Annotated in this window: 29 protein-coding genes and 2 tRNA genes; 19 read left to right on the top strand and 12 right to left on the bottom strand. The window is 61.3% G+C overall.

Annotated elements, in window-relative coordinates; translation table 11 throughout:
• Positions 1-17: 17 nt before the first annotated feature.
• From ACXHGZ_RS08055 to ACXHGZ_RS08045, 3 genes are all read right to left on the bottom strand, one after another.
• Entirely contained in the window at positions 18-404 is a 387-nt protein-coding gene (locus ACXHGZ_RS08055; RefSeq protein ID WP_084855637.1) for a DUF488 domain-containing protein, read from the bottom strand.
• Between the two features lie 200 nt (positions 405-604).
• Positions 605-1,300: a glutathione S-transferase N-terminal domain-containing protein gene (locus ACXHGZ_RS08050; RefSeq protein WP_480463215.1), complete on the bottom strand. Its 696-nt coding sequence runs from the start codon at positions 1,298-1,300 to the stop codon at positions 605-607.
• A gap of 72 nt (positions 1,301-1,372) precedes the next feature.
• Entirely contained in the window at positions 1,373-1,870 is a 498-nt protein-coding gene (locus ACXHGZ_RS08045) for a PaaI family thioesterase (protein WP_480463214.1), read from the bottom strand.
• A 179-nt stretch (positions 1,871-2,049) separates the two neighbouring features.
• Here ACXHGZ_RS08045 and modA point away from each other — a divergent pair, with 179 nt between their 5' ends.
• From modA to csrA, 5 genes are all read left to right on the top strand, one after another.
• Entirely contained in the window at positions 2,050-2,808 is a 759-nt protein-coding gene (gene modA, locus ACXHGZ_RS08040) for a molybdate ABC transporter substrate-binding protein (RefSeq protein WP_480463212.1), read from the top strand.
• Complete coding sequence (gene modB, locus ACXHGZ_RS08035; RefSeq protein ID WP_480463211.1) at positions 2,808-3,488, top strand: molybdate ABC transporter permease subunit; 681 nt, start codon at positions 2,808-2,810, stop codon at positions 3,486-3,488. Before modA ends, modB begins: the two co-directional genes overlap by 1 nt.
• Before the next feature lies 1 nt (position 3,489).
• A complete protein-coding gene (gene modC, locus ACXHGZ_RS08030; RefSeq protein WP_480463209.1) occupies positions 3,490-4,578 on the top strand; it encodes a molybdenum ABC transporter ATP-binding protein in 1,089 nt (362 codons plus the stop codon).
• A 57-nt stretch (positions 4,579-4,635) separates the two neighbouring features.
• Entirely contained in the window at positions 4,636-5,646 is a 1,011-nt protein-coding gene (locus ACXHGZ_RS08025) for a DNA topoisomerase IB (RefSeq protein WP_324815424.1), read from the top strand.
• Between the two features lie 262 nt (positions 5,647-5,908).
• The gene (gene csrA, locus ACXHGZ_RS08020; protein WP_043211735.1) at positions 5,909-6,106 is read left to right on the top strand and encodes a carbon storage regulator CsrA; all 198 of its coding nucleotides are present in this window, start codon (positions 5,909-5,911) and stop codon (positions 6,104-6,106) included.
• 64 nt (positions 6,107-6,170) lie between these two features.
• Here csrA and ACXHGZ_RS08015 read toward each other — a convergent pair whose 3' ends face one another.
• From ACXHGZ_RS08015 to ACXHGZ_RS08000, 4 genes are all read right to left on the bottom strand, one after another.
• A complete protein-coding gene (locus ACXHGZ_RS08015; RefSeq protein ID WP_084855644.1) occupies positions 6,171-6,530 on the bottom strand; it encodes a response regulator in 360 nt (119 codons plus the stop codon).
• 12 nt (positions 6,531-6,542) lie between these two features.
• Positions 6,543-7,988 carry an ATPase domain-containing protein gene (locus ACXHGZ_RS08010; RefSeq protein ID WP_480463208.1) on the bottom strand — a complete coding sequence of 482 codons (1,446 nt, stop codon included), beginning with the start codon at positions 7,986-7,988 and terminating at the stop codon, positions 6,543-6,545.
• 6 nt (positions 7,989-7,994) lie between these two features.
• The gene (locus tag ACXHGZ_RS08005) at positions 7,995-9,155 is read right to left on the bottom strand and encodes a two-component system sensor histidine kinase NtrB (RefSeq protein ID WP_480463207.1); all 1,161 of its coding nucleotides are present in this window, start codon (positions 9,153-9,155) and stop codon (positions 7,995-7,997) included.
• 82 nt (positions 9,156-9,237) lie between these two features.
• A complete protein-coding gene (locus ACXHGZ_RS08000; protein WP_480464011.1) occupies positions 9,238-9,513 on the bottom strand; it encodes a hypothetical protein in 276 nt (91 codons plus the stop codon).
• 110 nt (positions 9,514-9,623) lie between these two features.
• On the opposite strand from ACXHGZ_RS08000, the gene ACXHGZ_RS07995 reads away from it, so the two are divergent.
• From ACXHGZ_RS07995 to ACXHGZ_RS07985, 3 genes are all read left to right on the top strand, one after another.
• Positions 9,624-9,836: a hypothetical protein gene (locus ACXHGZ_RS07995; protein ID WP_143515179.1), complete on the top strand. Its 213-nt coding sequence runs from the start codon at positions 9,624-9,626 to the stop codon at positions 9,834-9,836.
• Between the two features lie 107 nt (positions 9,837-9,943).
• A tRNA-Leu gene (locus ACXHGZ_RS07990) sits at positions 9,944-10,028 on the top strand.
• Between the two features lie 160 nt (positions 10,029-10,188).
• A complete protein-coding gene (locus ACXHGZ_RS07985; RefSeq protein ID WP_480463206.1) occupies positions 10,189-10,602 on the top strand; it encodes a DoxX family protein in 414 nt (137 codons plus the stop codon).
• A 30-nt stretch (positions 10,603-10,632) separates the two neighbouring features.
• Here ACXHGZ_RS07985 and ACXHGZ_RS07980 read toward each other — a convergent pair whose 3' ends face one another.
• Positions 10,633-10,821 carry a hypothetical protein gene (locus ACXHGZ_RS07980; protein ID WP_324815433.1) on the bottom strand — a complete coding sequence of 63 codons (189 nt, stop codon included), beginning with the start codon at positions 10,819-10,821 and terminating at the stop codon, positions 10,633-10,635.
• Positions 10,822-11,073: 252 nt separating this feature from the next.
• Here ACXHGZ_RS07980 and ACXHGZ_RS07975 point away from each other — a divergent pair, with 252 nt between their 5' ends.
• The 8 genes from ACXHGZ_RS07975 to ACXHGZ_RS07940 all read left to right on the top strand — a co-directional run bounded on the left by ACXHGZ_RS07975 (position 11,074) and on the right by ACXHGZ_RS07940 (position 15,934).
• Entirely contained in the window at positions 11,074-11,745 is a 672-nt protein-coding gene (locus ACXHGZ_RS07975; RefSeq protein WP_480463205.1) for a polysaccharide lyase family 7 protein, read from the top strand.
• Positions 11,746-12,060: 315 nt separating this feature from the next.
• Complete coding sequence (locus ACXHGZ_RS07970; RefSeq protein ID WP_143515180.1) at positions 12,061-12,651, top strand: hypothetical protein; 591 nt, start codon at positions 12,061-12,063, stop codon at positions 12,649-12,651.
• Between the two features lie 235 nt (positions 12,652-12,886).
• Positions 12,887-13,183, top strand: a complete 297-nt coding sequence (locus tag ACXHGZ_RS07965) for a hypothetical protein (RefSeq protein ID WP_480463204.1) — start codon at positions 12,887-12,889, stop codon at positions 13,181-13,183.
• Positions 13,184-13,413: 230 nt separating this feature from the next.
• Positions 13,414-13,764 carry an osmotically-inducible lipoprotein OsmE gene (osmE, locus tag ACXHGZ_RS07960; RefSeq protein WP_480463203.1) on the top strand — a complete coding sequence of 117 codons (351 nt, stop codon included), beginning with the start codon at positions 13,414-13,416 and terminating at the stop codon, positions 13,762-13,764.
• Between the two features lie 268 nt (positions 13,765-14,032).
• Positions 14,033-14,701 (top strand): isochorismatase family protein, encoded by a 669-nt coding sequence (locus ACXHGZ_RS07955; RefSeq protein ID WP_084855658.1) that lies wholly within the window; start codon positions 14,033-14,035, stop codon positions 14,699-14,701.
• 293 nt (positions 14,702-14,994) lie between these two features.
• Positions 14,995-15,351, top strand: a complete 357-nt coding sequence (locus ACXHGZ_RS07950; RefSeq protein ID WP_480463202.1) for a type II toxin-antitoxin system RelE/ParE family toxin — start codon at positions 14,995-14,997, stop codon at positions 15,349-15,351.
• A complete protein-coding gene (locus ACXHGZ_RS07945; protein ID WP_368829126.1) occupies positions 15,348-15,650 on the top strand; it encodes a Fis family transcriptional regulator in 303 nt (100 codons plus the stop codon). Before ACXHGZ_RS07950 ends, ACXHGZ_RS07945 begins: the two co-directional genes overlap by 4 nt.
• A gap of 53 nt (positions 15,651-15,703) precedes the next feature.
• Positions 15,704-15,934 carry a hypothetical protein gene (locus tag ACXHGZ_RS07940; RefSeq protein ID WP_368829127.1) on the top strand — a complete coding sequence of 77 codons (231 nt, stop codon included), beginning with the start codon at positions 15,704-15,706 and terminating at the stop codon, positions 15,932-15,934.
• A gap of 277 nt (positions 15,935-16,211) precedes the next feature.
• Here ACXHGZ_RS07940 and ACXHGZ_RS07935 read toward each other — a convergent pair whose 3' ends face one another.
• The 4 genes from ACXHGZ_RS07935 to sohB all read right to left on the bottom strand — a co-directional run bounded on the left by ACXHGZ_RS07935 (position 16,212) and on the right by sohB (position 18,488).
• On the bottom strand, positions 16,212-16,526 hold the full coding sequence (locus ACXHGZ_RS07935; protein WP_480463201.1) for an FxLYD domain-containing protein: 315 nt from the start codon (positions 16,524-16,526) through the stop codon (positions 16,212-16,214).
• 190 nt (positions 16,527-16,716) lie between these two features.
• On the bottom strand, positions 16,717-17,076 hold the full coding sequence (locus ACXHGZ_RS07930; protein WP_480463199.1) for a hypothetical protein: 360 nt from the start codon (positions 17,074-17,076) through the stop codon (positions 16,717-16,719).
• Positions 17,077-17,235: 159 nt separating this feature from the next.
• A tRNA-Cys gene (locus ACXHGZ_RS07925) sits at positions 17,236-17,309 on the bottom strand.
• 153 nt (positions 17,310-17,462) lie between these two features.
• Positions 17,463-18,488, bottom strand: a complete 1,026-nt coding sequence (gene sohB / locus ACXHGZ_RS07920) for a protease SohB (protein WP_084855669.1) — start codon at positions 18,486-18,488, stop codon at positions 17,463-17,465.
• Positions 18,489-18,684: 196 nt separating this feature from the next.
• Here sohB and ACXHGZ_RS07915 point away from each other — a divergent pair, with 196 nt between their 5' ends.
• The 3 genes from ACXHGZ_RS07915 to ACXHGZ_RS07905 all read left to right on the top strand — a co-directional run bounded on the left by ACXHGZ_RS07915 (position 18,685) and on the right by ACXHGZ_RS07905 (position 21,038).
• Positions 18,685-19,395 (top strand): histidine phosphatase family protein, encoded by a 711-nt coding sequence (locus ACXHGZ_RS07915; protein WP_480463198.1) that lies wholly within the window; start codon positions 18,685-18,687, stop codon positions 19,393-19,395.
• A 54-nt stretch (positions 19,396-19,449) separates the two neighbouring features.
• Positions 19,450-19,767 carry an SCP2 sterol-binding domain-containing protein gene (locus ACXHGZ_RS07910; protein ID WP_084855671.1) on the top strand — a complete coding sequence of 106 codons (318 nt, stop codon included), beginning with the start codon at positions 19,450-19,452 and terminating at the stop codon, positions 19,765-19,767.
• Between the two features lie 203 nt (positions 19,768-19,970).
• A complete protein-coding gene (locus tag ACXHGZ_RS07905; RefSeq protein ID WP_084855672.1) occupies positions 19,971-21,038 on the top strand; it encodes a phosphotransferase family protein in 1,068 nt (355 codons plus the stop codon).
• Positions 21,039-21,041: the final 3 nt, after the last annotated feature.

The following is a 21,041-nucleotide window of genomic DNA, read 5'->3' as shown; positions in this document are numbered from 1 at the left end:
GCCTTCTCCCATGACGGCTAGTGGGCGTAGCACACCGGCGAGCTACCTGGCCCACGACGCTCCAGTTCATCCTCCAGCCAGGCGGCCAGCACCTGGGCATTGTTGTGCTCGGTGTCCTTGCCGGCATACAGCAGGGTCAGAGGCCCTTTTGCAGCAAGGTCCAGCAACGGGTACCAATGCTCGGGATGGGCGGCCAGCTCCTGCTGGTAGCGTTCGGTAAAACCGGCGAAATCGACCTCGCCATGATGGAACGCCTTGCGCAAGGCATCGGAGGGCGCCACCTCTTTGGCCCATTGGCCGTGCAGGTCCTCCTTGCGCTTGTTGCGCGGCCACAGGCGATCGACCAGCACCCGCTGGCCGTCGCCATCCTCGATCGGGTCATAGACACGCTTGCAGCGGATCATCGTCTTCTCCTGGGCCATTCTTTCCTGACAAGCCTAGGGCGAACATTGACCGAGGTCACGCGCAGGCATGGGCTGCGAGGGAAATTGTGCAGTATCTGTGTGCGGCCTTGCGCCGCGATCAAGGGCGACGGTGATTAGCCGGCCTGGCCTGATCGCGGGACAAGCCCACTCCCGCTGGGCTGTGTACCCAGAGGCTGGGCTCAGCCTGGGATGGTCAGGCCTCGCTGCACAGCGGGGCGCGCGAGGAAATTGGCCAGCACGCGTTGGACGTCCTTGAACTCGTCGAAATGCACCAGCTCCCGGGCGTTATAGCGCTCAACCAGGTTGCGCACCCACGGGAAGATCGCGATATCGGCGATGCTGTATTCGTCCACCATCCATTCTCGGCCGTTCAGATGCCGGTCGAGCACGCCCAGCAGGCGCCTCGACTCGTTGACGTAGCGGTCCCGAGGGCGCTTGTCTTCGTACGCCTTGCCAGCGAAGAAATGGAAGAAGCCCACCTGGCCGAACATCGGCCCGATGCCGCCCATCTGGAACATCAGCCACTGAATCGTCTGGTATCGGGTCGCCGGGTCCTGGCTGAGCAACTGGCCGGTCTTCTCGGCCAGGTACTGCAGAATCGCCCCAGACTCGAACAACGGCAAAGGTTGGCCACCCGGGCCGTTAGGATCGAGGATGGCAGGGATCTTGTTGTTCGCGCTCAAGGAGATGAACTCGGGGCTCATCTGCTCGTCGTTGTCGAAACTGACCTTGTGCACCTCGTAGGCCAGGCCGATCTCCTCCAGCATGATCGATACCTTGACACCGTTGGGCGTGGGCAGTGAGTACAGCTGCAGGCGCTCGGGATGCTGCGCCGGCCATTTGCGGGTAATGGGGAATGCGCCGAGATCGGTCATGGGTCAACCCTTGGAAGAAATGGACCTATCACTCTAGAACCAACCCGCCGCGCCGGCCACTTCCCCGCACAGTCACGCCTGGCCGTGGGCCTTGAGCTTGAGTTTCTCGGTATCCACCCGGACGAACAGCGAGTCGGCGGTGACGGTCAGCACGTCACCTGCCCAAACCTCGCAGACAACCCGGCTCTTGCGCCCTACCTCACCTTCCACCCGGGCCTTGAGCAGCAGCTCGACGCCCATCGGGGTGGGCTTGAGGTAGGTCAGGTTGAGCGTGCCGGTGACGCAGTCGATACGCGGCAGGCTGCCCGGCTCGCGCCCTTCGGCACGGTAGTGGTAGGCCATGGCGGTCCAGTTGGAATGGCAGTCCACCAGCATGGCCAGCAGGCCACCATAGACCAGGCCCGGCCAACCGATGAAACCGCTGTCGGGGGAATGCCGGCACAGCAGGTGAATACCGTCGGCGTCCCAATGGCTTTTCAAGTGCAGGCCGCTGGGATGGGAGCAACCGCAGCCGAAGCAGGTGCCTTCCGGGGCCGCCAGCTCCTGCAAGGAGAGAGTTTCTTCGTTCATACGCTTCCTGTGCTTGTTGAAATGGGAAGGACGTCGCCGCCGATGGTAGCGCCCTGCCCCGGCGCCCGCCAATGCCCTTTCCGGCCGAGCCGCCCCTGACGCTCCAGCCCCTTCCCGGCCGGCACTCGATCGCTATATAGTTAACGACATAACGATACCCACCCAGCAAGGACCACCCCATGCGCATCCGCCTACCGCTCCTGGCTACCAGTGCCTTGGCCAGCCTGATCACCTGCAACAGCGCCTGGGCCGACGACGTCCAGGTGGCTGTAGCGGCCAACTTTACAGCGCCCATCCAGGCCATCGCCAAGGCCTTCGAGCAGGACACCGGCCACAAGCTGGTGGCCGCCTATGGCGCCACGGGCCAGTTCTATGCGCAGATCCGCAACGGTGCTCCGTTCGACGTGTTCCTCGCCGCCGATGACAGCACCCCGGCCAAGCTCGAGCAGGAAAAGCGCATCGTTCCCGGCTCCCGCTTCACCTATGCCATCGGCACCCTGGCGCTGTGGTCGGCCAAGCCCGGCCATGTGGACGCGCAAGGCGCAGTCCTGAAGACCGGCTACTACCGGCACCTGTCCATCGCCAACCCCAAGACCGCACCTTACGGCCTGGCCGCCACCCAGGTGCTCGACAAGCTCGGCCTCGCCGAAGCCACCCGACCCAAGCTGGTGGAGGGCCAGAACATCACCCAGGCGTTCCAGTTCGTCTCCACCGGCAATGCCGAACTGGGCTTCGTGGCCCTGTCGCAGGTCTACAAGGATGGCAAGGTGCAGAGCGGCTCGGCGTGGATCGTCCCGGCGCAGATGCATGACCCGATCCGCCAGGACGCGGTGATCCTCGATAAAGGCAAGCACAACCCAGCCGCCAAGGCCTTGGTCGACTACCTCAAGAGCCCGAAGGCAGTCGCGGTGATCAAATCCTATGGGTATGACATCTGATGCCATTGGACGCCGCTGACCTGGGCGCGATCTGGCTGACGCTTCAGCTGGCCAGCCTGACCACCGTGATCCTGCTGGTGCTGGGTACGCCGATCGCCTGGTGGCTGGCGCGTACCCGTTCGTGGCTGCGCGGGCCGATCGGGGCCGTGGTGGCCCTGCCCCTGGTGCTGCCACCGACCGTGATCGGCTTCTACCTGCTGATCGTCCTCGGCCCCCACGGCTGGATCGGCCAGGCGACCGAGGCCCTGGGCCTGGGCAGCGTGGTGTTCAGCTTTGCAGGGCTGGTGATCGGCTCGGTGGTGTATTCCATGCCGTTCGTGGTGCAGCCTTTGCAAAACGCCTTCAGCGCCATCGGCCAGCGGCCGCTGGAGGTGGCCGCGACCCTGCGCGCCAGCCCCTGGGACACCTTCATCCATGTAGTACTGCCGCTGGCCAGGCCCGGCTTCGTCACCGCCAGTGTCCTGGGCTTCGCCCATACCGTAGGCGAGTTCGGCGTGGTGCTGATGATCGGCGGCAACATCCCCGACAAGACCCGCGTGGTCTCGGTACAGATCTTCGATCACGTCGAGGCCATGGCCTACCCGCAGGCCCACTGGCTGGCCGGTGTCATGCTGGTGTTCTCGTTCCTGGTGCTGCTGACGCTCTACGCCGGGCGCCGTGGCAAGGCAGGCTGGAGCTGACATGCACCCATCGATCCTGGCGCGCCTGAAGCTGGCGCGCGGCGACTTCACCCTGGATGTCGACCTGCACCTGCCCGGGCGCGGCGTCAGCGCGCTGTTCGGCCACTCCGGCTCGGGCAAGACCTCCTGCCTGCGCTGCCTGGCCGGGCTGGAGCGAGCCGACGGCTATATCGAGGTCAATGGCGACGTCTGGCAGGACAGCGCCAGCGGCTTTTTCCTGGCACCGCACAAACGGCCGCTGGGCTATGTATTCCAGGAAGCCAGCCTGTTCCCCCACCTGTCGGTGCGTGGCAACCTGGAATTCGGCTGGCGACGTATCGGCCGAGGCGAACGCAAGGTCAGCCTGGCCCATGCCTGCGACCTGCTGGGTATCGGCGAGCTGCTCGAGCGCCGGCCGGCGACGCTGTCGGGGGGGGAGGCGCAACGGGTCGGCATTGCCCGCGCCTTGCTCGCCAGCCCCCGCCTGCTGCTGATGGATGAGCCGCTCGCGGCACTGGATGCGCCGCGCAAACGCGAGATCCTGCCCTATCTGGAACGCTTGCACGATGAACTGGAGATCCCGCTGGTCTATGTCAGCCATGCCCAGGATGAAGTGGCGCGCCTGGCCGACCACTTGGTGTTGCTGGAGCAGGGCCGCGCCCTGGCCTGCGGCCCGGTCGGCGAAACCCTGGCGCGCCTGGACCTGCCCCTCGCCCAGGGCGAAGACGCCGGCGTGGTGCTCGAAGGCGTCGTGGTCGGCCATGATGCGCATTACCAATTGTTCGATGTGCGTCTGCACGGCAGCGACGGGCCGCTGCTACGCATCGCACACCCTGCGCTCACCCTTGGCAAGCCGCTGCGCCTGAAAGTGCAGGCCCGCGACGTGAGCCTGGCGCTGGGTGCCGACCCTGCATCCAGCATCCTCAACCGCCTGCCGGTGCGTATCCGCGAATGCCGCCCGGCGGACAATCCGGCGCACGTCCTGGTGAGCCTCGATGCCTCCGGCAGCCCGTTGTTGGCACGTATCACCCGCTATTCGGCCGACCACCTCGACCTGCACCCAGGCCAGATGCTGTGGGCGCAGATCAAGTCGGTGGCGCTGCTGGGCTGAGCAATGGCCTGGGGGCCGTTGTCCATTGATCTGTGACCGTTCGATGGACAACCGCCCATGCTCGATTGCCCGCTGCCTGCAGCGCTTCATTACGTAGACGACAGCCAACCTGGCCTGAGCCGGCGCCGCTGGCGCGACCGCTTCCATTATTTCGACACCGAAGGCCAGCGCATACGTGACGCCCAGACCCTCGCCCGCATCGCCGCCCTGGCGATACCACCGGCCTACACCCAGGTATGGATCTGCCCCGACCCTCAGGGCCATCTGCAAGCCACCGGCCGCGATGCCCGCGGGCGCAAGCAGTATCGCTACCACCCGCAATGGCGGGCACTGCGCGACCAGCACAAATATGACCGCATGCTGGCCTTCGCCCAGGTACTGCCCGACCTGCGTCGGCAGCTGGAACAGCATCTGGCGCGGCCTGGCCTGGATCGGGAGAGGGTCATGGCCCTGGTGGTCAGCCTGCTCGACAGTACCTTGATTCGTATCGGCAACCGGCAATACCTGAAAGAGAACAAGTCGTATGGGTTGACCACCCTGCGCAACCGCCACGTCAGTGTCGAGGGCAGTACCATACGCTTTCAGTTCCGAGGCAAACGGGGCGTCGAGCACAATGTCAGCTTGCGTGACCGGCGCCTGGCGCGGCTGATCAAGCGCTGCCTGGATCTGCCTGGGCAAACGCTCTTCCAATACCTGGACGAAAACGGCCAGCGCCATGCGGTGGGGTCGAGCGAGGTCAACCAGTTCCTGCAGCAGCTGACCGGTGCCGACTTCACCGCCAAGGATTACCGCACCTGGGCAGGCAGCGTCCTGGCCCTGGACCTGTTGCGCCCCCTGGCCTGGGAGTCGGAAAGCGAAGCCCGGCGCCAGGTCGCGGCGATTGTCCGACAGGTAGCTGCACGCCTGGGCAATACACCCGCGGTCTGTCGGCGCTGCTACATTCACCCCGCCGTGCTCGACCATTACCAGCAGGGGCGGCTGGCCGCCTTGCCACGGGTCAAGCCTCGCCGGGGGCTGGAGCCTGAGGAGGCGTCATTGCTACTTTTCCTACAGGCGTTAACGAAATAAACGCTTATTGTATTGCTCTATTTACTCTATCTAGCAGAGAAATTTCCCATCTGGCCGCCAGCCCCCTATCCTTGCCATCGAGCGCCTTCGCCGCATCACCTTACGGTTGGTTTCGGCACCTGCGACTGAAGACAAGTAACAGAATTTATCTGCGGGGGAATTACTCTTCGCCGAAAGCGTCTTTAATGAGAAGGAAGAGGGACCAGCTCCCACCGCTGCGGTAAAAGGCCGCGCGGACTACATCATCACCAAGGAGAACTACATGCTGATACTCACCCGCAAGGTTGGCGAAAGCATCGTCATTGACGATGACATCAAAGTCACCATTCTGGGAGTCAAAGGGATGCAAGTGAGGATCGGTATCGATGCACCAAAGGATGTCCAGGTCCATCGCGAAGAGATCTTCAAACGCATCCAGGCAGGCAACCCGGCCCCGGAGAAAAACGACGACCAGCACTGACCGCCCTTGCCTCGAGCCGCACGGATGCGCTTGACCGATCGACCCGCCCACGCGGGGTAGCGCCTCAGGTGCCCAGTAATTCGCGTACCTTGGCGATCATCCTGTCCATGTCGAACGGCTTGTCGAATACCGCGTCGAACAACTCGGGGCAAATACGCCCCTGGTTGGCCTGCGCGCCGCTCATGAGAATCACCGGCAGGTCTGCCAGTTGCAGTTCATCGCGAATCGCCCTGACCAGCTCCTCGCCATTGAGCAAGGGCATCATGTAGTCGGTGATCACCAACTCCACGCGTTTTTCCTTCAGCGCATCCAGGGCCTTGCAACCATTGCTCGCCTTTTCCACCAGAAAACCCTCGTCCTCCAAGGCAAACCCGAGGATGTCGGCTATCAGGTATTCGTCATCGACGATCAGGATCGTGTTCATCGCGCTATACCATCAGTCACTCCCCGAGGGTACGGGCGTGCCCGACAGCACCCCGCTGGCACCTTCGAAGGCCTTGTGCAGGAAAATGCCCTGCGGGCCCATGCGCAGCTCATGCAACGCCGGGTCGTGATGGCTGTCGCGCACCTTGAGGACCGAAACCATGCGCCGCAGCCGGGAGTCCAGCTCGACGAAACGCATCAGCAACAGATTGTCGACGATGCTCGAAAGGTCCGGGGCTGGCGCGGTGATCTCGGAACCGAAGATATCGCGCATTTCCCAAGTCGCCAGGACACTCACGTCCCGCGCTCGCAACTCGCCCATCAAGGCACGGAAGAAGGCATTGAGCCGGGCCGGATCGATAGCCAGGCGGCTGAAGGCACCCAGGCTGTCGATCACCACCCGCTGCGCCCCCAGCAGCTCGACACGCCGAAGCAAGTGCGCCCCGAGTTGATCGAGCAACCCCTCGGTGGTGGTCTGCCAGCAAAGCTCCAGGGCTTTCTCGCGCTCGAGCCGCACGAAGTCGTACCCCAGCGCCGTGGCTTTCAAGCCCAGCCGGGCAGGTGTTTCGTAGAAACCGAAATGCAGGCCCGGCGCTTGCGCGGTCGAGGCAGACAAAAACGCCAGGCCCAAGGAGGTCTTGCCGATACCCGATGGCCCCATCACCAGGCTTACCGAACCCTGGCCTACGCCGCCGCCGAGCATTTCGTCGAGCGTGGTGCTGCCGGTGGACACCCGGGTGAAGGTGGCCGAGCCCGGATGGCTGGGATGGCTGTACAGCGCCTCCAGACGTGGGAAGACCTGCAACCCACCCTGGTCGATCAGGCATTCATGCAAGCCCGACAACGCGCCGCTTCCCCGCGTCTTGCGCAGCTGGATCTGGCGCACCGCACGGCTGCCCACCAACTGCTCGCTCAATTCGAGCACGCCATCGACCATGGTGTGCTCGGGGCTGCCCTCCTGGAGGCGAGCACTGGTCAGCAGTAGCACGGTGCACCCGGCGAATGCCGCGTGCCCTTGCAGTTCCGAGACGAACTTCTTGGTATCGAGGCTGGTTTCCGCGCGCACGCGGGCATTGAGCAGACCATCGACGATCAACAGGCTGGCTTGCTGGCGGGCGATTTCCTGGCGCAACAGCCGCACCACCGCATCCAGACCCTCTTGCTCGAGGGTATCGAATGCGCTGACGAACTGGATCTGGTCACCGACCAGGGCCGGGTCGAAGAACGCCAGGGTAGACAGGTATTGGAACAAGCGCTCGTGGGATTCGCTGAGCAACGTCGCCACCAGCACTCGGCCACCGCTTCGCACATGGCTACACGCCAGCTGGTTGGCCAGGATGGTCTTGCCTGCCCCTGGCGGCCCCTGGACGATATAGGACGCTCCCGCCAACAGGCCGCCCTTGAGCAGTATGTCCAGCCCTTCGATGCCCGTCGCCAGGCGCTTGAGTGGTTCTGCCATGGGTCGTTACCCGTTGTGGTCGAGGTCGATGGCGCTTGGGCAGGCGGGCAGGTAGAGGGTCATGCAGGTCCCCTCGCCCACTTGGCTGGCCACGCAGATGGCGCCGTTGCTCTGCCTGGCGAATCCATAGGCCTGGCTCAAGCCAAGGCCGGTGCCCTTGCCAAAGGGCTTGGTGGTGAAAAACGGCTCGAAGATCCGTGGCAATACCTTCGGGTCGATGCCTTCGCCGGTGTCTCGCACGTCGAAGCGAACGAAACGACCGTGCAGGCCTTCCACCTCGCCGGCCAGTTCGACGCAGCTCACCTCCAGCACGATGCGCCCTTCGTTGCCGGTCGCATCCCGGGCATTGAACAGCAGGTTGAGCAACACCATCTGCAACTGCGCGACATCCACCTCGATCAGCGGCAGGTCGGGCTGCAGGCACTCTTGCAATTCGATGCCCGGCGGCAGCCCATGCTGCAGAAGACCTCGGGTGGAGGCGATCAGTTCAGCCGGGGCGACGCGTGTGGCACTCAATTGCCGGTGGCGGGCGAAGGTCAGCAGTTGCCGGGTGAGCTGGGTGCCCCGCTCACCGGCGCTGACGATATGCTCGAGCAGCCGCCGGACCCGTTGCAGGTCCTGGCTGCCCTGGGCCAACCGGGCAGCACCAAGGATGATGGTGAGCAGGTTGTTGAAGTCGTGGGCCAGGCCACCGGTGAGCTGGCCGAGGGCATCGAGTTTCTGGGCCTGGAACAGCTGGGCGCGGATGGCATCGAGCTGCAGGGACGACTCGCGGCGGTCGGTGATATCGCGGGTTACCTTGGCCAGGCCGACGATCTGCCCATTCTCGTCGCGAATTACATCCAGGGCCGCCAGCGCCCAGAACTGACTGCCGTCCTTGCGTACCCGCCAGCCTTCGTCTTGGGCCACGCCTTGCTCCAAGGCCTGGCGCAGCAGTTGCTGCGGGCGGCCATCGGCACGGTCCTGGGGTGTGAAGAACACTGAGTAATGCTGCCCGATGACCTCGTCGGCACGGTAGCCCTTGATCCGCTCGGCACCTGTGTTCCAGGACACCACCACGCCCGACGGGTCGAGCATGTAGATGGCATAGTCCACGACCGACTGAACCAGCTGCTCGTAGCGGTTAGGTGGCATTTCCGGGCGGGAGGGACTGTCGGGTAAAACCATGCAAGCTCCGCGGGCACTACCAAGGCCACCCACTGAGCGTAGTCAAAAGTCCCGGTCTCTCATAGCACCGGCTGCAGATTCGTCAGATTTCCCGCTCGATCACCTTGGGGCCGAGACGCCGAGGCATCGCGACCTTGAGCAGCCACAGGCAGACCAACACGATCACTGCACCGCCCGCCAACGCCAAGGTGCGCTGCGGCTGTGGGTGCAGACCATCGAAGCCCAGCATCAGCAGGTACCCACCCAGCGCCGCCAGGCTCAGGTAGAGAAAAATGGCCAGCAAGTAGACCTGGACGAACACTAATCGCCAGAACAGTTTTGGCCGCACGACGCGGGTGTTCGCGGGAGAGGGCGTCACGGAGGTCATGTCGAAGGCTCATTGGATCCCATGACTGGAACAGTGGCGTAATGACAGCAGCGTGTCAATTGCCCTATAGTCCACCCGCCGCCGGCCAGCCAAGGAAGACCATGCCCGCCAACCATCGAATGCAATGCTTGCAGGAGGACCTGCAGCGTACGGCTACGCAGCTCGAAGAGGTCTGCCGCGGGCTTGCCGGCCATGTCCGCTATCTGCACCACACGATGCATGGCAACGATGCCAAGGTGATGGACGGCCATACCCGAGGCCTACTCACCTCGGCCTGGAACCTACGCGAGATCGCCAAATCGATTACCCCCTGAAATAAGGGGTATGGTTGACTCGTCTATAACGATGGGTTATAAAGCGCGCTTGATTGCCAGGCCCTTCCACCTTGGAAGCGCGCCGGTCGCAAGACCCTTTCAAGCGTGCGAGTGTGGTGGAATTGGTATACACAGCAGACTTAAAATCTGTCGGCGTGAGCCTTGCGGGTTCGAGTCCCGCCACTCGCACCATCTCATTCTGTAAAGGCGCCCTGGTGGCGCCTTTTTTATCGCCGCTGTATCGGCCGGAACGCGGCTGCATGCAGGCGTGCGAAATCTTGCAGGGCCATCTCACAGCGAACAGCGAAGCGGCTGCTACAGTGAAATTGTCCCTTTCCACTGGAACGCCACCATGCGCTACTCCCTGTTCGAAGGCCAACGCGACATCATCATCCTGCTTGCCCGTATCCTGCTGGTGATCCTCTTCATCCTCTCCGGCTGGAGCAAACTCACCGGCTTCGAAGGCACGGTGGGCTACATGACCTCACTCGGCGCCCCTGCCCCGACGTTGGCAGCCGCCGTCGCGGTGATCATGGAATTCGCGGTGGGTATCCTGCTGCTGCTCGGCTTCTACACCCGCCCACTGGCATTCCTGCTCGCGCTGTTCGTAGTGGGCACCGCCTTGATCGGCCACCCGTTCTGGAACATGGTCGACCCTGAACGTAGCGCCAACATGACCCAGTTCCTCAAGAACATGAGCATTACCGGCGGCCTGTTGTTGCTGGCCGTGAGCGGCGCCGGGCGGTTCTCCCTCGACCGCCGCTGAACTGCGCGCGCCGGCACGGCGACGATGGGCTCAATCGTCCACGTCGTCGTGCCAGGCCGGGTGTTCGTCGTCATCGAAATCATCCAGCAGCTCTTCGTCTTCCTCGGCCTCGTCCAACGCCCCATGGGCATCGGCCTCCGGGTCTGAGTCGTCATCGAAAAACTCATGGTCGAGCAGATGATCGTGCTCGGGCTCGTGCAGGTCGTCTTCGTCGTGCATGGCAGGGCTCACGAAATAAAGGCACGCCTGTATAGGCTGATCGCAGGCGTCGGTCAATGGCGCAGCACTTAACGCTCGCTTAACTGCCGCCCGGTTAATGTCGAGGCTCTCCCTTCAAAACGTCCTTGCCCGCCGCCCTGGCGGGCTTTTTTATGGGCGCCTTTTCATCTGGCCCTGGCGCATTTTTCGGAACCCTGCCTGCTGCCCCGATTCGCACAAGTGTGGACCTATCTTTTTGCAAGGAGAACCCGCATGGCCGTGAACATCGATAACCTGATCATCACCACCCCCGTTGCCAAATCCGCCACCGACCCCACCGCACTGGAAGTCACCGGCGCCGTAGCCCTGGCCACCCTGCCCGACTACGTTGCACGCCTGCCCGACGGTTCAGTACGCATGAGCGCACCGACCAAGGGGGCTTCCAGCAAAAGCACCCATCGCACTCGCTGCGAATGGAAAGAAGCCGTCTACTGGGCCCTGGACAGCGCCGCCAACCATCGCAACTACCAGTTGTTCAAACTGGAGAAGGTCAACTCGATACAAAAGGTGGTGATCTCCCAACTGCACGTAAAGGACGATGACAGCCCACCCATCAAGGTATTCTGGAACAAAGGCAAGCTCACCTACGGCTTTCGTGCGGAGTTCAATCAAGCCACGGCACCCACCAGCACCCTGCTGGCGGAGGTCCCGCTCAATGCAACGTTCGAGATCAGCATCGAGGTAGCTGCCTCCGGCGCCGTGGTTCTGGGCGCGAGCTGCAATGGCCGCACGGGGCGTATTGCCTTGCAACTGGCCGAGTCATGGCGAGCGCGCATTTTCAATTTCCATGGCGGGGTCTACAACCAGGTGGACTACAGCGACACCACCTCGCCAGAGGATGGCTCGGTTTGCGTGATCAGCCAGTTGGACCTGATCCACCTATAGGCCTCCAACAGGTTGTGAACATGCTCTTCACGTTTTTCTGACAAACGTATAGGCACACTGAAACTGCTTCGTACGTTCTTTAACCCGCCTCCCCCATCGGCGGGTTTTTCTTTTCTGCCTCTTGGCGAGCCGCCCCCTGCCGAAAAGTGTGAAATCTGTCACAATTTTCCGCTTAAAATTGAACTTATCCGAAACGTCTTACTCAACCGGCAGAATGCTATTACGTCTGGCATAGCCTATTGACAGCATTGAATGCGCTGCGCGGGTGAGTATTCTGCAGCCCTATATCCACTTTTCCTTCCAAGGACGGACTCCATGAGGCCTCTCTCCCTTTTGGCTGTTTCGGCGAGCCTGCTCGTCGCCCTCCCTGCCTGGGCAGGCCCAGGCCAGGCCAACCGCGTCTGGAGCCAGGAACCGAGTTCGTTCCTGGGCATCGACCTGCAAGGCGACTTCCTCAAGCAGGTTGCCGAATGCCCTACCGATGAGACCAGGCCAACCGAACCCTGCCGCGTCGCCACCTCCGACCCGGATCGTTTCGAAATCCGCGGCCTGCCCTACCTGCCCATTTCCCCTGGCTACAGCCTGGTGGCGACCCTGGCGGGCGGACAGGTGAGCGAGCTGGTCTTCAGCGGCAATGCCAACAGCCTCTACCTGGTCACCGACATGCTCACCGAGCAGTTCGGCGAACCGGCCGAGCAAAACAGCCGTTGGATCAAGATGAGCTCTGGCGCGTCCTACCTGACCGAAGTCATGTCCTGGAAAGGCGAAAAGGTGGCGATCAACTTCCAGCGCCAGGAGCAGGACCTAGGCAAGTACGCGGTGACCGTGTCCAACCTGCCCACGCAGATGGCCACCACCGAAGAGACGCCCGTCGAAGCTGTACAGCCGGACGTATCCAAGCTCTGAGCCGAACAGGAACCACTGCTGGGAGCGGGCTTGTCCCGCGATCAAGGGCGTAGCCCTGCCACCTATCGGTGATGCCAGGGCCGACCTAATCGCGGGACAAGCCCGCTCCCACAAGGGCGGCGCAAACGGGTGGGAGCCGGCTTGCCGGCGATTGGGCCGATGCAGCAATACGAGACACTCGCTCCCGAATCGGTGATGATGAGGCTCCTGTTCCACACGCCACGGATGCCCGACGATGCCCCTTCACCCGGCCCCTTCGATACATCTTGCCGCAGCCCTGCTGGCGATCGCGCTGCTACCCGGCTGCACCACCCAGCTGACCGAGCAAGGCCAGCGGGTAAACCTGGTGACAGCCTCGTCGGTCAATGCCTGCGACCTGGTCGACCGCTTCACCCTGCAGGGCAGCTCCGCTGACGACGCCATCAACATGGCCTTCAACAAGGCAGGGGAACTTGGCGCAGACAGCCTGGGCGTGAAATCTGTCGATGAGCATGGCGAGATCGACGCGCTGGCGTTCAACTGCCAACGCTAGGTTCTGTAGGCGAAAACAGCCGAGGAACGGTCGGGATCGCATACGACTTTACGGGTTGTAGATGAGCACTCCGAGACTGTTTTCAACGCAGCATCACCGAGTATCAAGGCTTTTCGTACAGCACCTAAGACGCGCCCATGCCAGACCGGCATTGGCGCATGCCACCGCCACCCACTTTAATTTCATGATGCCCTTGGAGTTTTTATCGATACTCTGCCGGGAGCATCAGCATGAAAGCACCCTTCTTCGCGCTGGCCATCGCACTGGCGGCAGGCGCTAGCTGCACCAACCCTTCATCCATTTATAACGACCTGCCATTGGTCTCGGAAGTCGAAATGGGCATGAGCAAGGAGCAAGTCCTGCAGATTGCCGGGCCGCCCTTGTCGGAGTCCGAACGCCCCGACACGGCAGGCAGCTGCGCCGACTACATCCTCACCAAGCCGGGGCAACAGCAGACCTACAGCATCGGCTTCGATGAGGCCGGGAAAGTGGAACGAAAAAGCTTCACGAGTTGCGCAACAGAACAAAAACCCAGGCAGCCGCTGGACAACATGGGCGGCAGAGGTGGCGCGGGCTACTGAAGAAAGGGCCCTTCGAACCTGATGGTTACCTTTTTAGCGTCTGCAGTTTTTCCAAGCATGGCCTTGTTCTCGGCGACGGTGTCCGACCACTCCCCAATACCGCCGTAACCGTTATCTCGCTCGAAGTCTAGGCTGCCAAGCTGAAATGTCTGGTCAGAGTCGATCCGGCTGCCCTTGCTTGCGCAATCGGTAGGGCGCGTCTACTTTTTTTGATGCTCTCACCTCCCGAGAGCGGTGAAACACAACCCTAGGCTTGCGAGGTGTCAGCATGGCTTCCACCAACGGAATGCTAGACCCGGATGACTCTGTCATCCTGCTTATCGACCATCAGAGCGGGCTGTTCAACACGGTTCGCGATGTCCCCATTCCCGACCTGCGCAACTACGTGATCGCCATTGCCAAGACGGCCACCTTGCTGAACATTCCGGTCATCACCACGGCTTCCGTGCCGGATGGGCCCAACGGGCCATTGATTCCGGAAGTCCACCAGTACGCGCCGCATGCGGTCTATGTACCGCGCACCGGCCAGATCAACGCCTGGGACAACCCACCTTTCGTAGAAGCGATCGAGAAGACGGGGCGCAAGACCCTCATCATCGCCGGCACGCTCACCAGCGTGTGCATGGCGTTTCCTGCCATCAGCGCAGTGCAGGCTGGCTACAAGGCGTATTGCGTGGTCGATGCCTCCGGCAACTGGAGCAAGCTCGCGACCGATACGACCATTGCCCGCGTCACCCAAGCGGGGGCGATTCCTACCGATACCTTTGCGATCGTCGCGGAATTGATGCGCACATGGAACAGAGCCGAAGGGTCGCGCTTCGCAGAAATCCTGGCGGAGCATGTGTGCCCTGAGTACAAGTGCTTGATCGAAAGCTATGGCAAGGCGCAGGAGATTGCCAAGAATGGGCCGGAGACCAAGCTCGATAAATACAAGTGAGGGCGATAGCGGCCCTGATGGTCGGGTGTTAATGAGCCTGCTGAACGCCTAGGCCAATGCGAAGCACAGCAACCCGTAGGTCACATACACATAGACCCCATTCTATACGTATAGAATGGGGTCTATGTGTATACACGGGCGGCCCTACAACCGCCATCGGAGGCCATCGTATCCGAACCCACCCTCATCTTTGATTCACGCCTCGGAAGCCGAATCAAGCCACGAATTCGTCGCCGAATCCCTCATACATCCCCCCCAGTTGAATAGAGCACCATTTTTGGTACACTGGCCGCATGGATAAAACGCCGCCTACATTGACCGTCAGTTTTTATCGCACGGAAGCGGGCAACGAACCGGTACGCGAATGGCTGACCGATCTGCCCCGTGACCATAAGCGGATGATCGGAACCGAAATCAAAACGGTTCAGGTCGGCTGGCCAATCGGAATGCCGGTTGTCAGGAAGCTTGAGAAGGGCCTTTGGGAGGTCAGGGTAAACCTCGTAGATACCATCGCCCGGCTGCTCTTCACCGTAGACGGGAGCGTCATGGTTCTGCTTCACGGCTTCATCAAGAAGAGTCAGAAAACACCAGCGTCTGACCTGGAAACCGCCAGACAACGCAAAGCAACACTAGAGAGGAGCAAGCAATGAACCAGCACATCGGTTCCGATTTCGACGATTTCCTTGCAGAGCAAGGTCTCGTAGAGGAAGTGTCTGCTGCCGCCCTCAAACGAGTCATCTCTTGGCAAATCGCTGAAGCCATGAAAAGCCAGAAGGTAACAAAGAAAGCCCTGGCTGCACGCATGCATACCAGTCGTACTGCAGTGGACCGCGCGCTCGACCAAGACGACCCAGGCATGACATTGGCAACCCTAGCCAGCGCCGCGCGCGCACTTGGTCAGCGCGTCGAGGTGCGACTGGTGCCAGAGCGAGAGGCTGCTCATACATAACCTCACCACACTCCACCGAGCCCAGCCCAGCGCCGGCCATACAGGACTACGTAATGACTGAAAGATTGACCAGTGAAGAACTGCAACTCGTTATAGATAACATCCGCATCGAGATCGGGATCTCGGGCTCGAACGTTGCGACAGTCAAACTCAAGCCTGAGGAGGCCGCTGCGCTGGAACACATCAAGCGGAACCTAGACATTGAAGGGCGTACATTCCAATTCGATGAACGCACCTCCAAGCTCACAATCGATTCAAGCGCATGCTCGCAGCACTATGAGTGATCCCCGCAATATGCACAAAGCCCCATTCTATACGCTATAGAATGGGGCTTTTTCAGTGTCCCAGATTTGTCCCAACTGAACGGCCAGAGACACTCAAACGAAAAAGGCCCACCGAAATGGCGAGCCTTGGAACGGGTGCAGATGGCCGGTGCGTACCCGGCGGACTCCCTATCGTTCTGTTTTAGCGGACCGAGTAGGAGCGAGCGCCGCAATATGTCATTCAGCCATAGCATTCGTCTGCATATAAAAGCCATCACCCCTAGGTCGTGGCTCCCTATCAGTAGACCGTCACTCCTGAAAGCTGAGCTTTATCGAAGTCACGGTTGGACGGCGCCGAAAACTTCCAGGTTTCACCGGGGCCGATGTCCTGCCCATGGGCAATGGTGTTGTCAATCACTTGCCCAGCTGAGTTGTAAAGTTTGAATTTGACGAAGATGTTTTTCAATGTGGTGTCGGTATTGTTACGCGCCAAGCCTTCAACCGCGAGATAGCCACCTGTGTTGTTCACCTGGATGTTCGAAACTGACACCTTGTCAGCGGCCATTGCCGACATCGCAAAAAATGAAACGGCAAAAGCAAGAATCTTCAGCATGATGTGATCCAATCAGAGGAGAAGGCTATAGGATTGCTTCTACATCCAATGATGTCAATATGATGGCGCCAACAATCCGCTTCGCACTTGCTGCCCAGGGTTCACCGGTAATATGGTCTGCCTAGCCGGGTCACGTGCTCATAACGAAAAAGCCCAGCGAGAAAGCTGGGCTTTTTGGAATAGTTTCGCTTTAGGCTCGGCGCTCACATCCTGGCCTAGAGGTATCAATGATCAGGTCACCTTCGACACGGAAACCGATCATACCGAACAGGAAGGAGTGGTTCAGTTGACTCATTACGACATCGGTAAGGCCTACGGCACATTCGTCCTTCTGAATTGCATGATCCATAGCGGTTTTCATGTTTGGGATGCCGGTAGGGAAAATGATGACAGGATAGTTATCCTCACCAATCACTCGCGCCCCCTTCACAAATTTCGACGAATTGATGTTGTAGTTCTTGGTGCTGGCCACCGTCATGTCCGCCACACGGACTGTACAGCCGGAAATAACGGCGGCTGCGGCGATGACTGCGAGTACGGCTTTTTTCATGATCCCCTCCGATTTGCGGGCGAAATATATCAAAAAGCCATCACAACAAAAACCCCGACGCAATGCGCAGGTTCCTCTGAGTGCTGATGCGGAAACGATTAAGATTTCCAGCCCATAACGAAAAACCCCGTAGACCTAGATCTACGGGGTTTTGAATAGTGGAGGCCGAGGTCGGAATCGAACCGGCGTAGACGGATTTGCAATCCGGAGCATAACCACTTTGCTACTCGGCCTCAAAGTTCGGATCTAGCAGCTTACGCTTCGCTATCTCCTTGAAACTTCAGCACTTTTTCAAGCTTGCTGCGTTTCGATGGACGCCATTATGTCTACATTCTTTGGACCTTGCAACCCCCTGATCATAAAAAATCTTCAAGGGGCTCAAGGTGTTAGCGCAGGCGGCCGAGTTTGCTCCACAGCCCCACCAAGGTGTTCTCGACGGTGCCGCTGGCGGCCATGCCGATGCGCTCCTGCAGGCTCTTGCGTTCGGCGTAGTGCAGGTGGAACAGGTTGGCTTCGCGGGCGCGGTCGCTGAGGTATTCGTCGCTGGTGCGCAACTCGTCGACCAGCTTGCGGTTCAGCGCGGCGACGCCGAGCCAGACTTCGCCGGTGGCCACTTCATCGATGTGCAGCTGCGGGCGATAGCGGGAGACGAAGTCCTTGAACAGCTGGTGGGTGATGTCCAGGTCTTCCTGGAACTTCTCCCGGCCCTTCTCGGTGTTCTCGCCGAACACGGTCAGGGTGCGCTTGTATTCGCCGGCGGTGAGTACTTCGAAGTCGATGTCGTGCTTTTTCAGCAGGCGATTGACGTTGGGCAGCTGGGCGACCACGCCGATCGAGCCGAGCACGGCGAATGGGGCGCTGACAATCTTTTCGCCGATGCAGGCCATCATGTAGCCGCCGCTGGCGGCTACCTTGTCGATGCATACGGTCAACGGAATGCCGGCCTGGCGGATACGCGCCAGTTGTGAGGCCGCCAGGCCGTAGCTGTGCACCAGGCCGCCGCCGCTTTCCAGGCGCAACACCACTTCGTCACGCGGGGTGGCCAGGGTCAGCAGTGCGGTGATCTCGTTGCGCAGGCTCTCGGTGGCCGAGGCCTTGATGTCGCCGTCGAAATCGAGGACGAACACTCGGCCTTTCTCCTCGGCCTTGGCCTTGCCCTTCTTCTGCTGTTTTTCCGCCTTGGCCTGCTGCTTGCGCAGGGCCTTGAGCTGGGCTTTGTCGAACAGGCCCGATTCCAGGCGTTCGCGCAAATCCTTGTAGAACTCGTTCAGGCGGGTGACCTGCAACTGCCCGCCCGACTTGCGCCGCCCCTTGCCCCGCAGGCCGGCGATAGCCGACAGGACCACCAGGATGGCGATCACCAGGGTGGCGGTTTTGGCGAGAAAGCTTGCGTACTCGGCAAGAAACTCCACATTGACTCCTTGATAGACCAGCGCCTCAGGGCGCGAAACTGTTGCAAGCATACCGGTGCGCTTGGGGCGCTGCCAGCCGGCGAAAACGCTGGCAACACAGTTCAAACGACCTTTTCAAACGCTTGTATGTTTTTTCGTTGACAGCCTGTCTGTCGCATCCTAACCTCGCAGCAACTCCAATCGGCCGGACCTCTACGTGGGCAACATCTACCTGATCCGACATGGCCAAGCCTCCTTCGGCGCTGACGACTACGATGTCCTCTCGCCCCTGGGCGCACGCCAGAGCCACGCACTGGGCGAGCACCTGGCCCAGCTCGGGCTGCGCCTGGATCGTTGCCTGGCCGGCGACCTGCGCCGCCAGCAGGACACCGCGCGCCTGGCCCTCCAGGCCATGCAGGCCCAGGGCTGCCACACGCCTGCCCTTGAGACCGACGCCGCGTTCAACGAGTTCGACGCCGACGGCATGATCCGCACCCTGCTCCCCGGTCTGCTGCCGCAGGAACCCGAAGCGCTGCATATCCTGCGCAACGCCGCCAGCAACCGCAGCGAGTTCCAGCGCCTGTTCGCCCTGATGGTGCAACGCTGGCACGACGGCGAGCATGAAAACGACGGCCTGGAGACTTGGCAGGCGTTCACCGCCCGGGTCGGGGCTGGCCTCGATCGGGTGCTCGAAGGTGCCAACAGCGGCGACAACATCGCCATCTTCACCTCCGGCGGCACCATCGCCGCCCTGCTCCACCTGGTTACCCGTATCACCCCCAGCCAAGCCTTCGCGCTGAACTGGCAGATCATCAACACGTCGCTCAGCCACTTGAAGTTCCGTGGCCGCGACGTGGTACTGGCTTCCTTCAACAGCCAAGCCCATGTGCAGCTGTTGAGGGCGCCGGAGCTCGTCACCTACCGATGAGCCCGGCCTGTTGTCCCCGTGGGGACGTGAATATCACTCTATAAGGAATGCGCCATGACCTCCGTAGCTGATGCCGTCAAGAAGATGCAAGAGAAGTTCAACCCATCCGCTGCCGCCGGCCTGGACCTGGTGTTCGGTTTCAACATCACCGACGAAGACAAGCACTACGCCCTGATCGTCAAGGATGGCACCTGCGACCTGCAGGAAGGCGAAAACCCGGACGCCAATTGCACCCTGGTCATGGACAGCGAAACCCTCAAAGGCATCGTCAGCGGTGATACCGACGGCATGCAGGCTTTCATGAGCGGCAAGCTGCGCGTCGAAGGCGACATGATGCTGTCGATGAAGCTCAGCGAGCTGTTCCCGGCCTGAGTGGCATGGGCACGCGCCAATGAAAAGAACCGGAGCCGATGGGCTTCGGTTTTTTTTTGCCCGCTGCCTGAAGCCAAGCGTTCATCAGGCCCACTGATCGGGTGCCAACATCGGCATCTATCGAGCCGCTGGCACGCTTGTACCAAGGGCCTACGGAAATTAGATTAGCCAATAGTTCTCGCGCTCTATAATAAGGTAAACGCATGACGCTCACCGACCAGTCCACCCAGGTACGTCCCGGCGAAGAACTCGACGCGGCCGTCATCGACCCTTACCTCAAGGCCCATGTGCCCGGGCTGAGCGGCACCCCGATCATCAGCCAGTTCCCAGGCGGTGCGTCGAACCTCACCTACCTGGTCGCCTACCCGGAACAGGAGTTCGTGCTACGCCGGCCGCCGTTCGGCCACAAGGCCAAGACCGCCCATGACATGGGCCGCGAGTTCCGTATCCTCAACCAGCTCAACAGCGGCTTCCCCTACTGCCCCAAGGCCTACGTGCATTGCACCGACGAATCGCTGATCGGCAGCGAGTTCTACGTCATGGAACGGGTCAAGGGCATCATCCTGCGCTCGGACATTCCACCGTCCCTGGGCCTGGACGCCAGTCGCACCGAGGCCCTGTGCAAGAGCTTCATCGACCGTCTGGTGGAGCTGCATCAGGTCGACTACAAGGCCTGCGGCCTGGCCGACCTGGGCAAGCCCGAAGGCTACGTGCAGCGCCAGGTGGAGGGCTGGACCAGCCGCTACGAAAAAGCCCTGACACCAGACGCACCGCACTGGGAACAGGTGATCGCCTGGCTGCGCGACAAGATGCCTGCCGACCACCCGCGCCCGGGCATCGTGCACAACGACTACCGCTTCGACAACGTGATCCTCGATGCCGACAACCCGATGCGCATCATCGGCGTGCTGGACTGGGAAATGACCACCCTCGGCGACCCGCTGATGGACCTGGGCAACAGCCTGGCCTACTGGATCGAGGCCAATGACCCACCGCCGGTACAGCTGATGCGCCGCCAGCCGAGCAATGCCCCGGGCATGCTGACCCGCCGCCAGTTCGTCGATTACTACGCCGAGCGCGCCGGCATCCGCCTGGACAACTTCGATTACTACTATTGCTATGGCCTGTTCCGCCTGGCCGGCATCGTCCAGCAGATCTACTACCGCTTCCACCACGGCCAGACCCAGGACAAGCGCTTCGCCCAGTTCATCCACATGAACCGGCTGCTGGAGCAGATGGCCCTGCAGGTGATCGGCAAGTCCTCACTCTGACAA

The sequence above is a fragment of the Pseudomonas shiyinii genome (assembly GCF_056725765.1).
Note: the sequence above shows the minus strand (reverse complement) of the source record. Positions and strands in the feature narration are given on the sequence as shown.

What these genes read in the sequence shown, in the direction of transcription:
- ACXHGZ_RS08055 (WP_084855637.1), bottom strand. Translation starts at nt 404, where the DNA reads ATGATCCGCTGCAAGCGTGTCTATGACCCGATCGAGGATGGCGACGGC.
- ACXHGZ_RS08050 (WP_480463215.1), bottom strand. Translation starts at nt 1,300, where the DNA reads ATGACCGATCTCGGCGCATTCCCCATTACCCGCAAATGGCCGGCGCAG.
- ACXHGZ_RS08045 (WP_480463214.1), bottom strand. Translation starts at nt 1,870, where the DNA reads ATGAACGAAGAAACTCTCTCCTTGCAGGAGCTGGCGGCCCCGGAAGGC.
- modA (WP_480463212.1), top strand. Translation starts at nt 2,050, where the DNA reads ATGCGCATCCGCCTACCGCTCCTGGCTACCAGTGCCTTGGCCAGCCTG.
- modB (WP_480463211.1), top strand. Translation starts at nt 2,808, where the DNA reads ATGCCATTGGACGCCGCTGACCTGGGCGCGATCTGGCTGACGCTTCAG.
- modC (WP_480463209.1), top strand. Translation starts at nt 3,490, where the DNA reads ATGCACCCATCGATCCTGGCGCGCCTGAAGCTGGCGCGCGGCGACTTC.
- ACXHGZ_RS08025 (WP_324815424.1), top strand. Translation starts at nt 4,636, where the DNA reads ATGCTCGATTGCCCGCTGCCTGCAGCGCTTCATTACGTAGACGACAGC.
- csrA (WP_043211735.1), top strand. Translation starts at nt 5,909, where the DNA reads ATGCTGATACTCACCCGCAAGGTTGGCGAAAGCATCGTCATTGACGAT.
- ACXHGZ_RS08015 (WP_084855644.1), bottom strand. Translation starts at nt 6,530, where the DNA reads ATGAACACGATCCTGATCGTCGATGACGAATACCTGATAGCCGACATC.
- ACXHGZ_RS08010 (WP_480463208.1), bottom strand. Translation starts at nt 7,988, where the DNA reads ATGGCAGAACCACTCAAGCGCCTGGCGACGGGCATCGAAGGGCTGGAC.
- ACXHGZ_RS08005 (WP_480463207.1), bottom strand. Translation starts at nt 9,155, where the DNA reads ATGGTTTTACCCGACAGTCCCTCCCGCCCGGAAATGCCACCTAACCGC.
- ACXHGZ_RS07995 (WP_143515179.1), top strand. Translation starts at nt 9,624, where the DNA reads ATGCCCGCCAACCATCGAATGCAATGCTTGCAGGAGGACCTGCAGCGT.
- ACXHGZ_RS07985 (WP_480463206.1), top strand. Translation starts at nt 10,189, where the DNA reads ATGCGCTACTCCCTGTTCGAAGGCCAACGCGACATCATCATCCTGCTT.
- ACXHGZ_RS07980 (WP_324815433.1), bottom strand. Translation starts at nt 10,821, where the DNA reads ATGCACGACGAAGACGACCTGCACGAGCCCGAGCACGATCATCTGCTC.
- ACXHGZ_RS07975 (WP_480463205.1), top strand. Translation starts at nt 11,074, where the DNA reads ATGGCCGTGAACATCGATAACCTGATCATCACCACCCCCGTTGCCAAA.
- ACXHGZ_RS07970 (WP_143515180.1), top strand. Translation starts at nt 12,061, where the DNA reads ATGAGGCCTCTCTCCCTTTTGGCTGTTTCGGCGAGCCTGCTCGTCGCC.
- ACXHGZ_RS07965 (WP_480463204.1), top strand. Translation starts at nt 12,887, where the DNA reads ATGCCCCTTCACCCGGCCCCTTCGATACATCTTGCCGCAGCCCTGCTG.
- osmE (WP_480463203.1), top strand. Translation starts at nt 13,414, where the DNA reads ATGAAAGCACCCTTCTTCGCGCTGGCCATCGCACTGGCGGCAGGCGCT.
- ACXHGZ_RS07955 (WP_084855658.1), top strand. Translation starts at nt 14,033, where the DNA reads ATGGCTTCCACCAACGGAATGCTAGACCCGGATGACTCTGTCATCCTG.
- ACXHGZ_RS07950 (WP_480463202.1), top strand. Translation starts at nt 14,995, where the DNA reads ATGGATAAAACGCCGCCTACATTGACCGTCAGTTTTTATCGCACGGAA.
- ACXHGZ_RS07945 (WP_368829126.1), top strand. Translation starts at nt 15,348, where the DNA reads ATGAACCAGCACATCGGTTCCGATTTCGACGATTTCCTTGCAGAGCAA.
- ACXHGZ_RS07940 (WP_368829127.1), top strand. Translation starts at nt 15,704, where the DNA reads ATGACTGAAAGATTGACCAGTGAAGAACTGCAACTCGTTATAGATAAC.
- ACXHGZ_RS07935 (WP_480463201.1), bottom strand. Translation starts at nt 16,526, where the DNA reads ATGCTGAAGATTCTTGCTTTTGCCGTTTCATTTTTTGCGATGTCGGCA.
- ACXHGZ_RS07930 (WP_480463199.1), bottom strand. Translation starts at nt 17,076, where the DNA reads ATGAAAAAAGCCGTACTCGCAGTCATCGCCGCAGCCGCCGTTATTTCC.
- ACXHGZ_RS07910 (WP_084855671.1), top strand. Translation starts at nt 19,450, where the DNA reads ATGACCTCCGTAGCTGATGCCGTCAAGAAGATGCAAGAGAAGTTCAAC.
- ACXHGZ_RS07905 (WP_084855672.1), top strand. Translation starts at nt 19,971, where the DNA reads ATGACGCTCACCGACCAGTCCACCCAGGTACGTCCCGGCGAAGAACTC.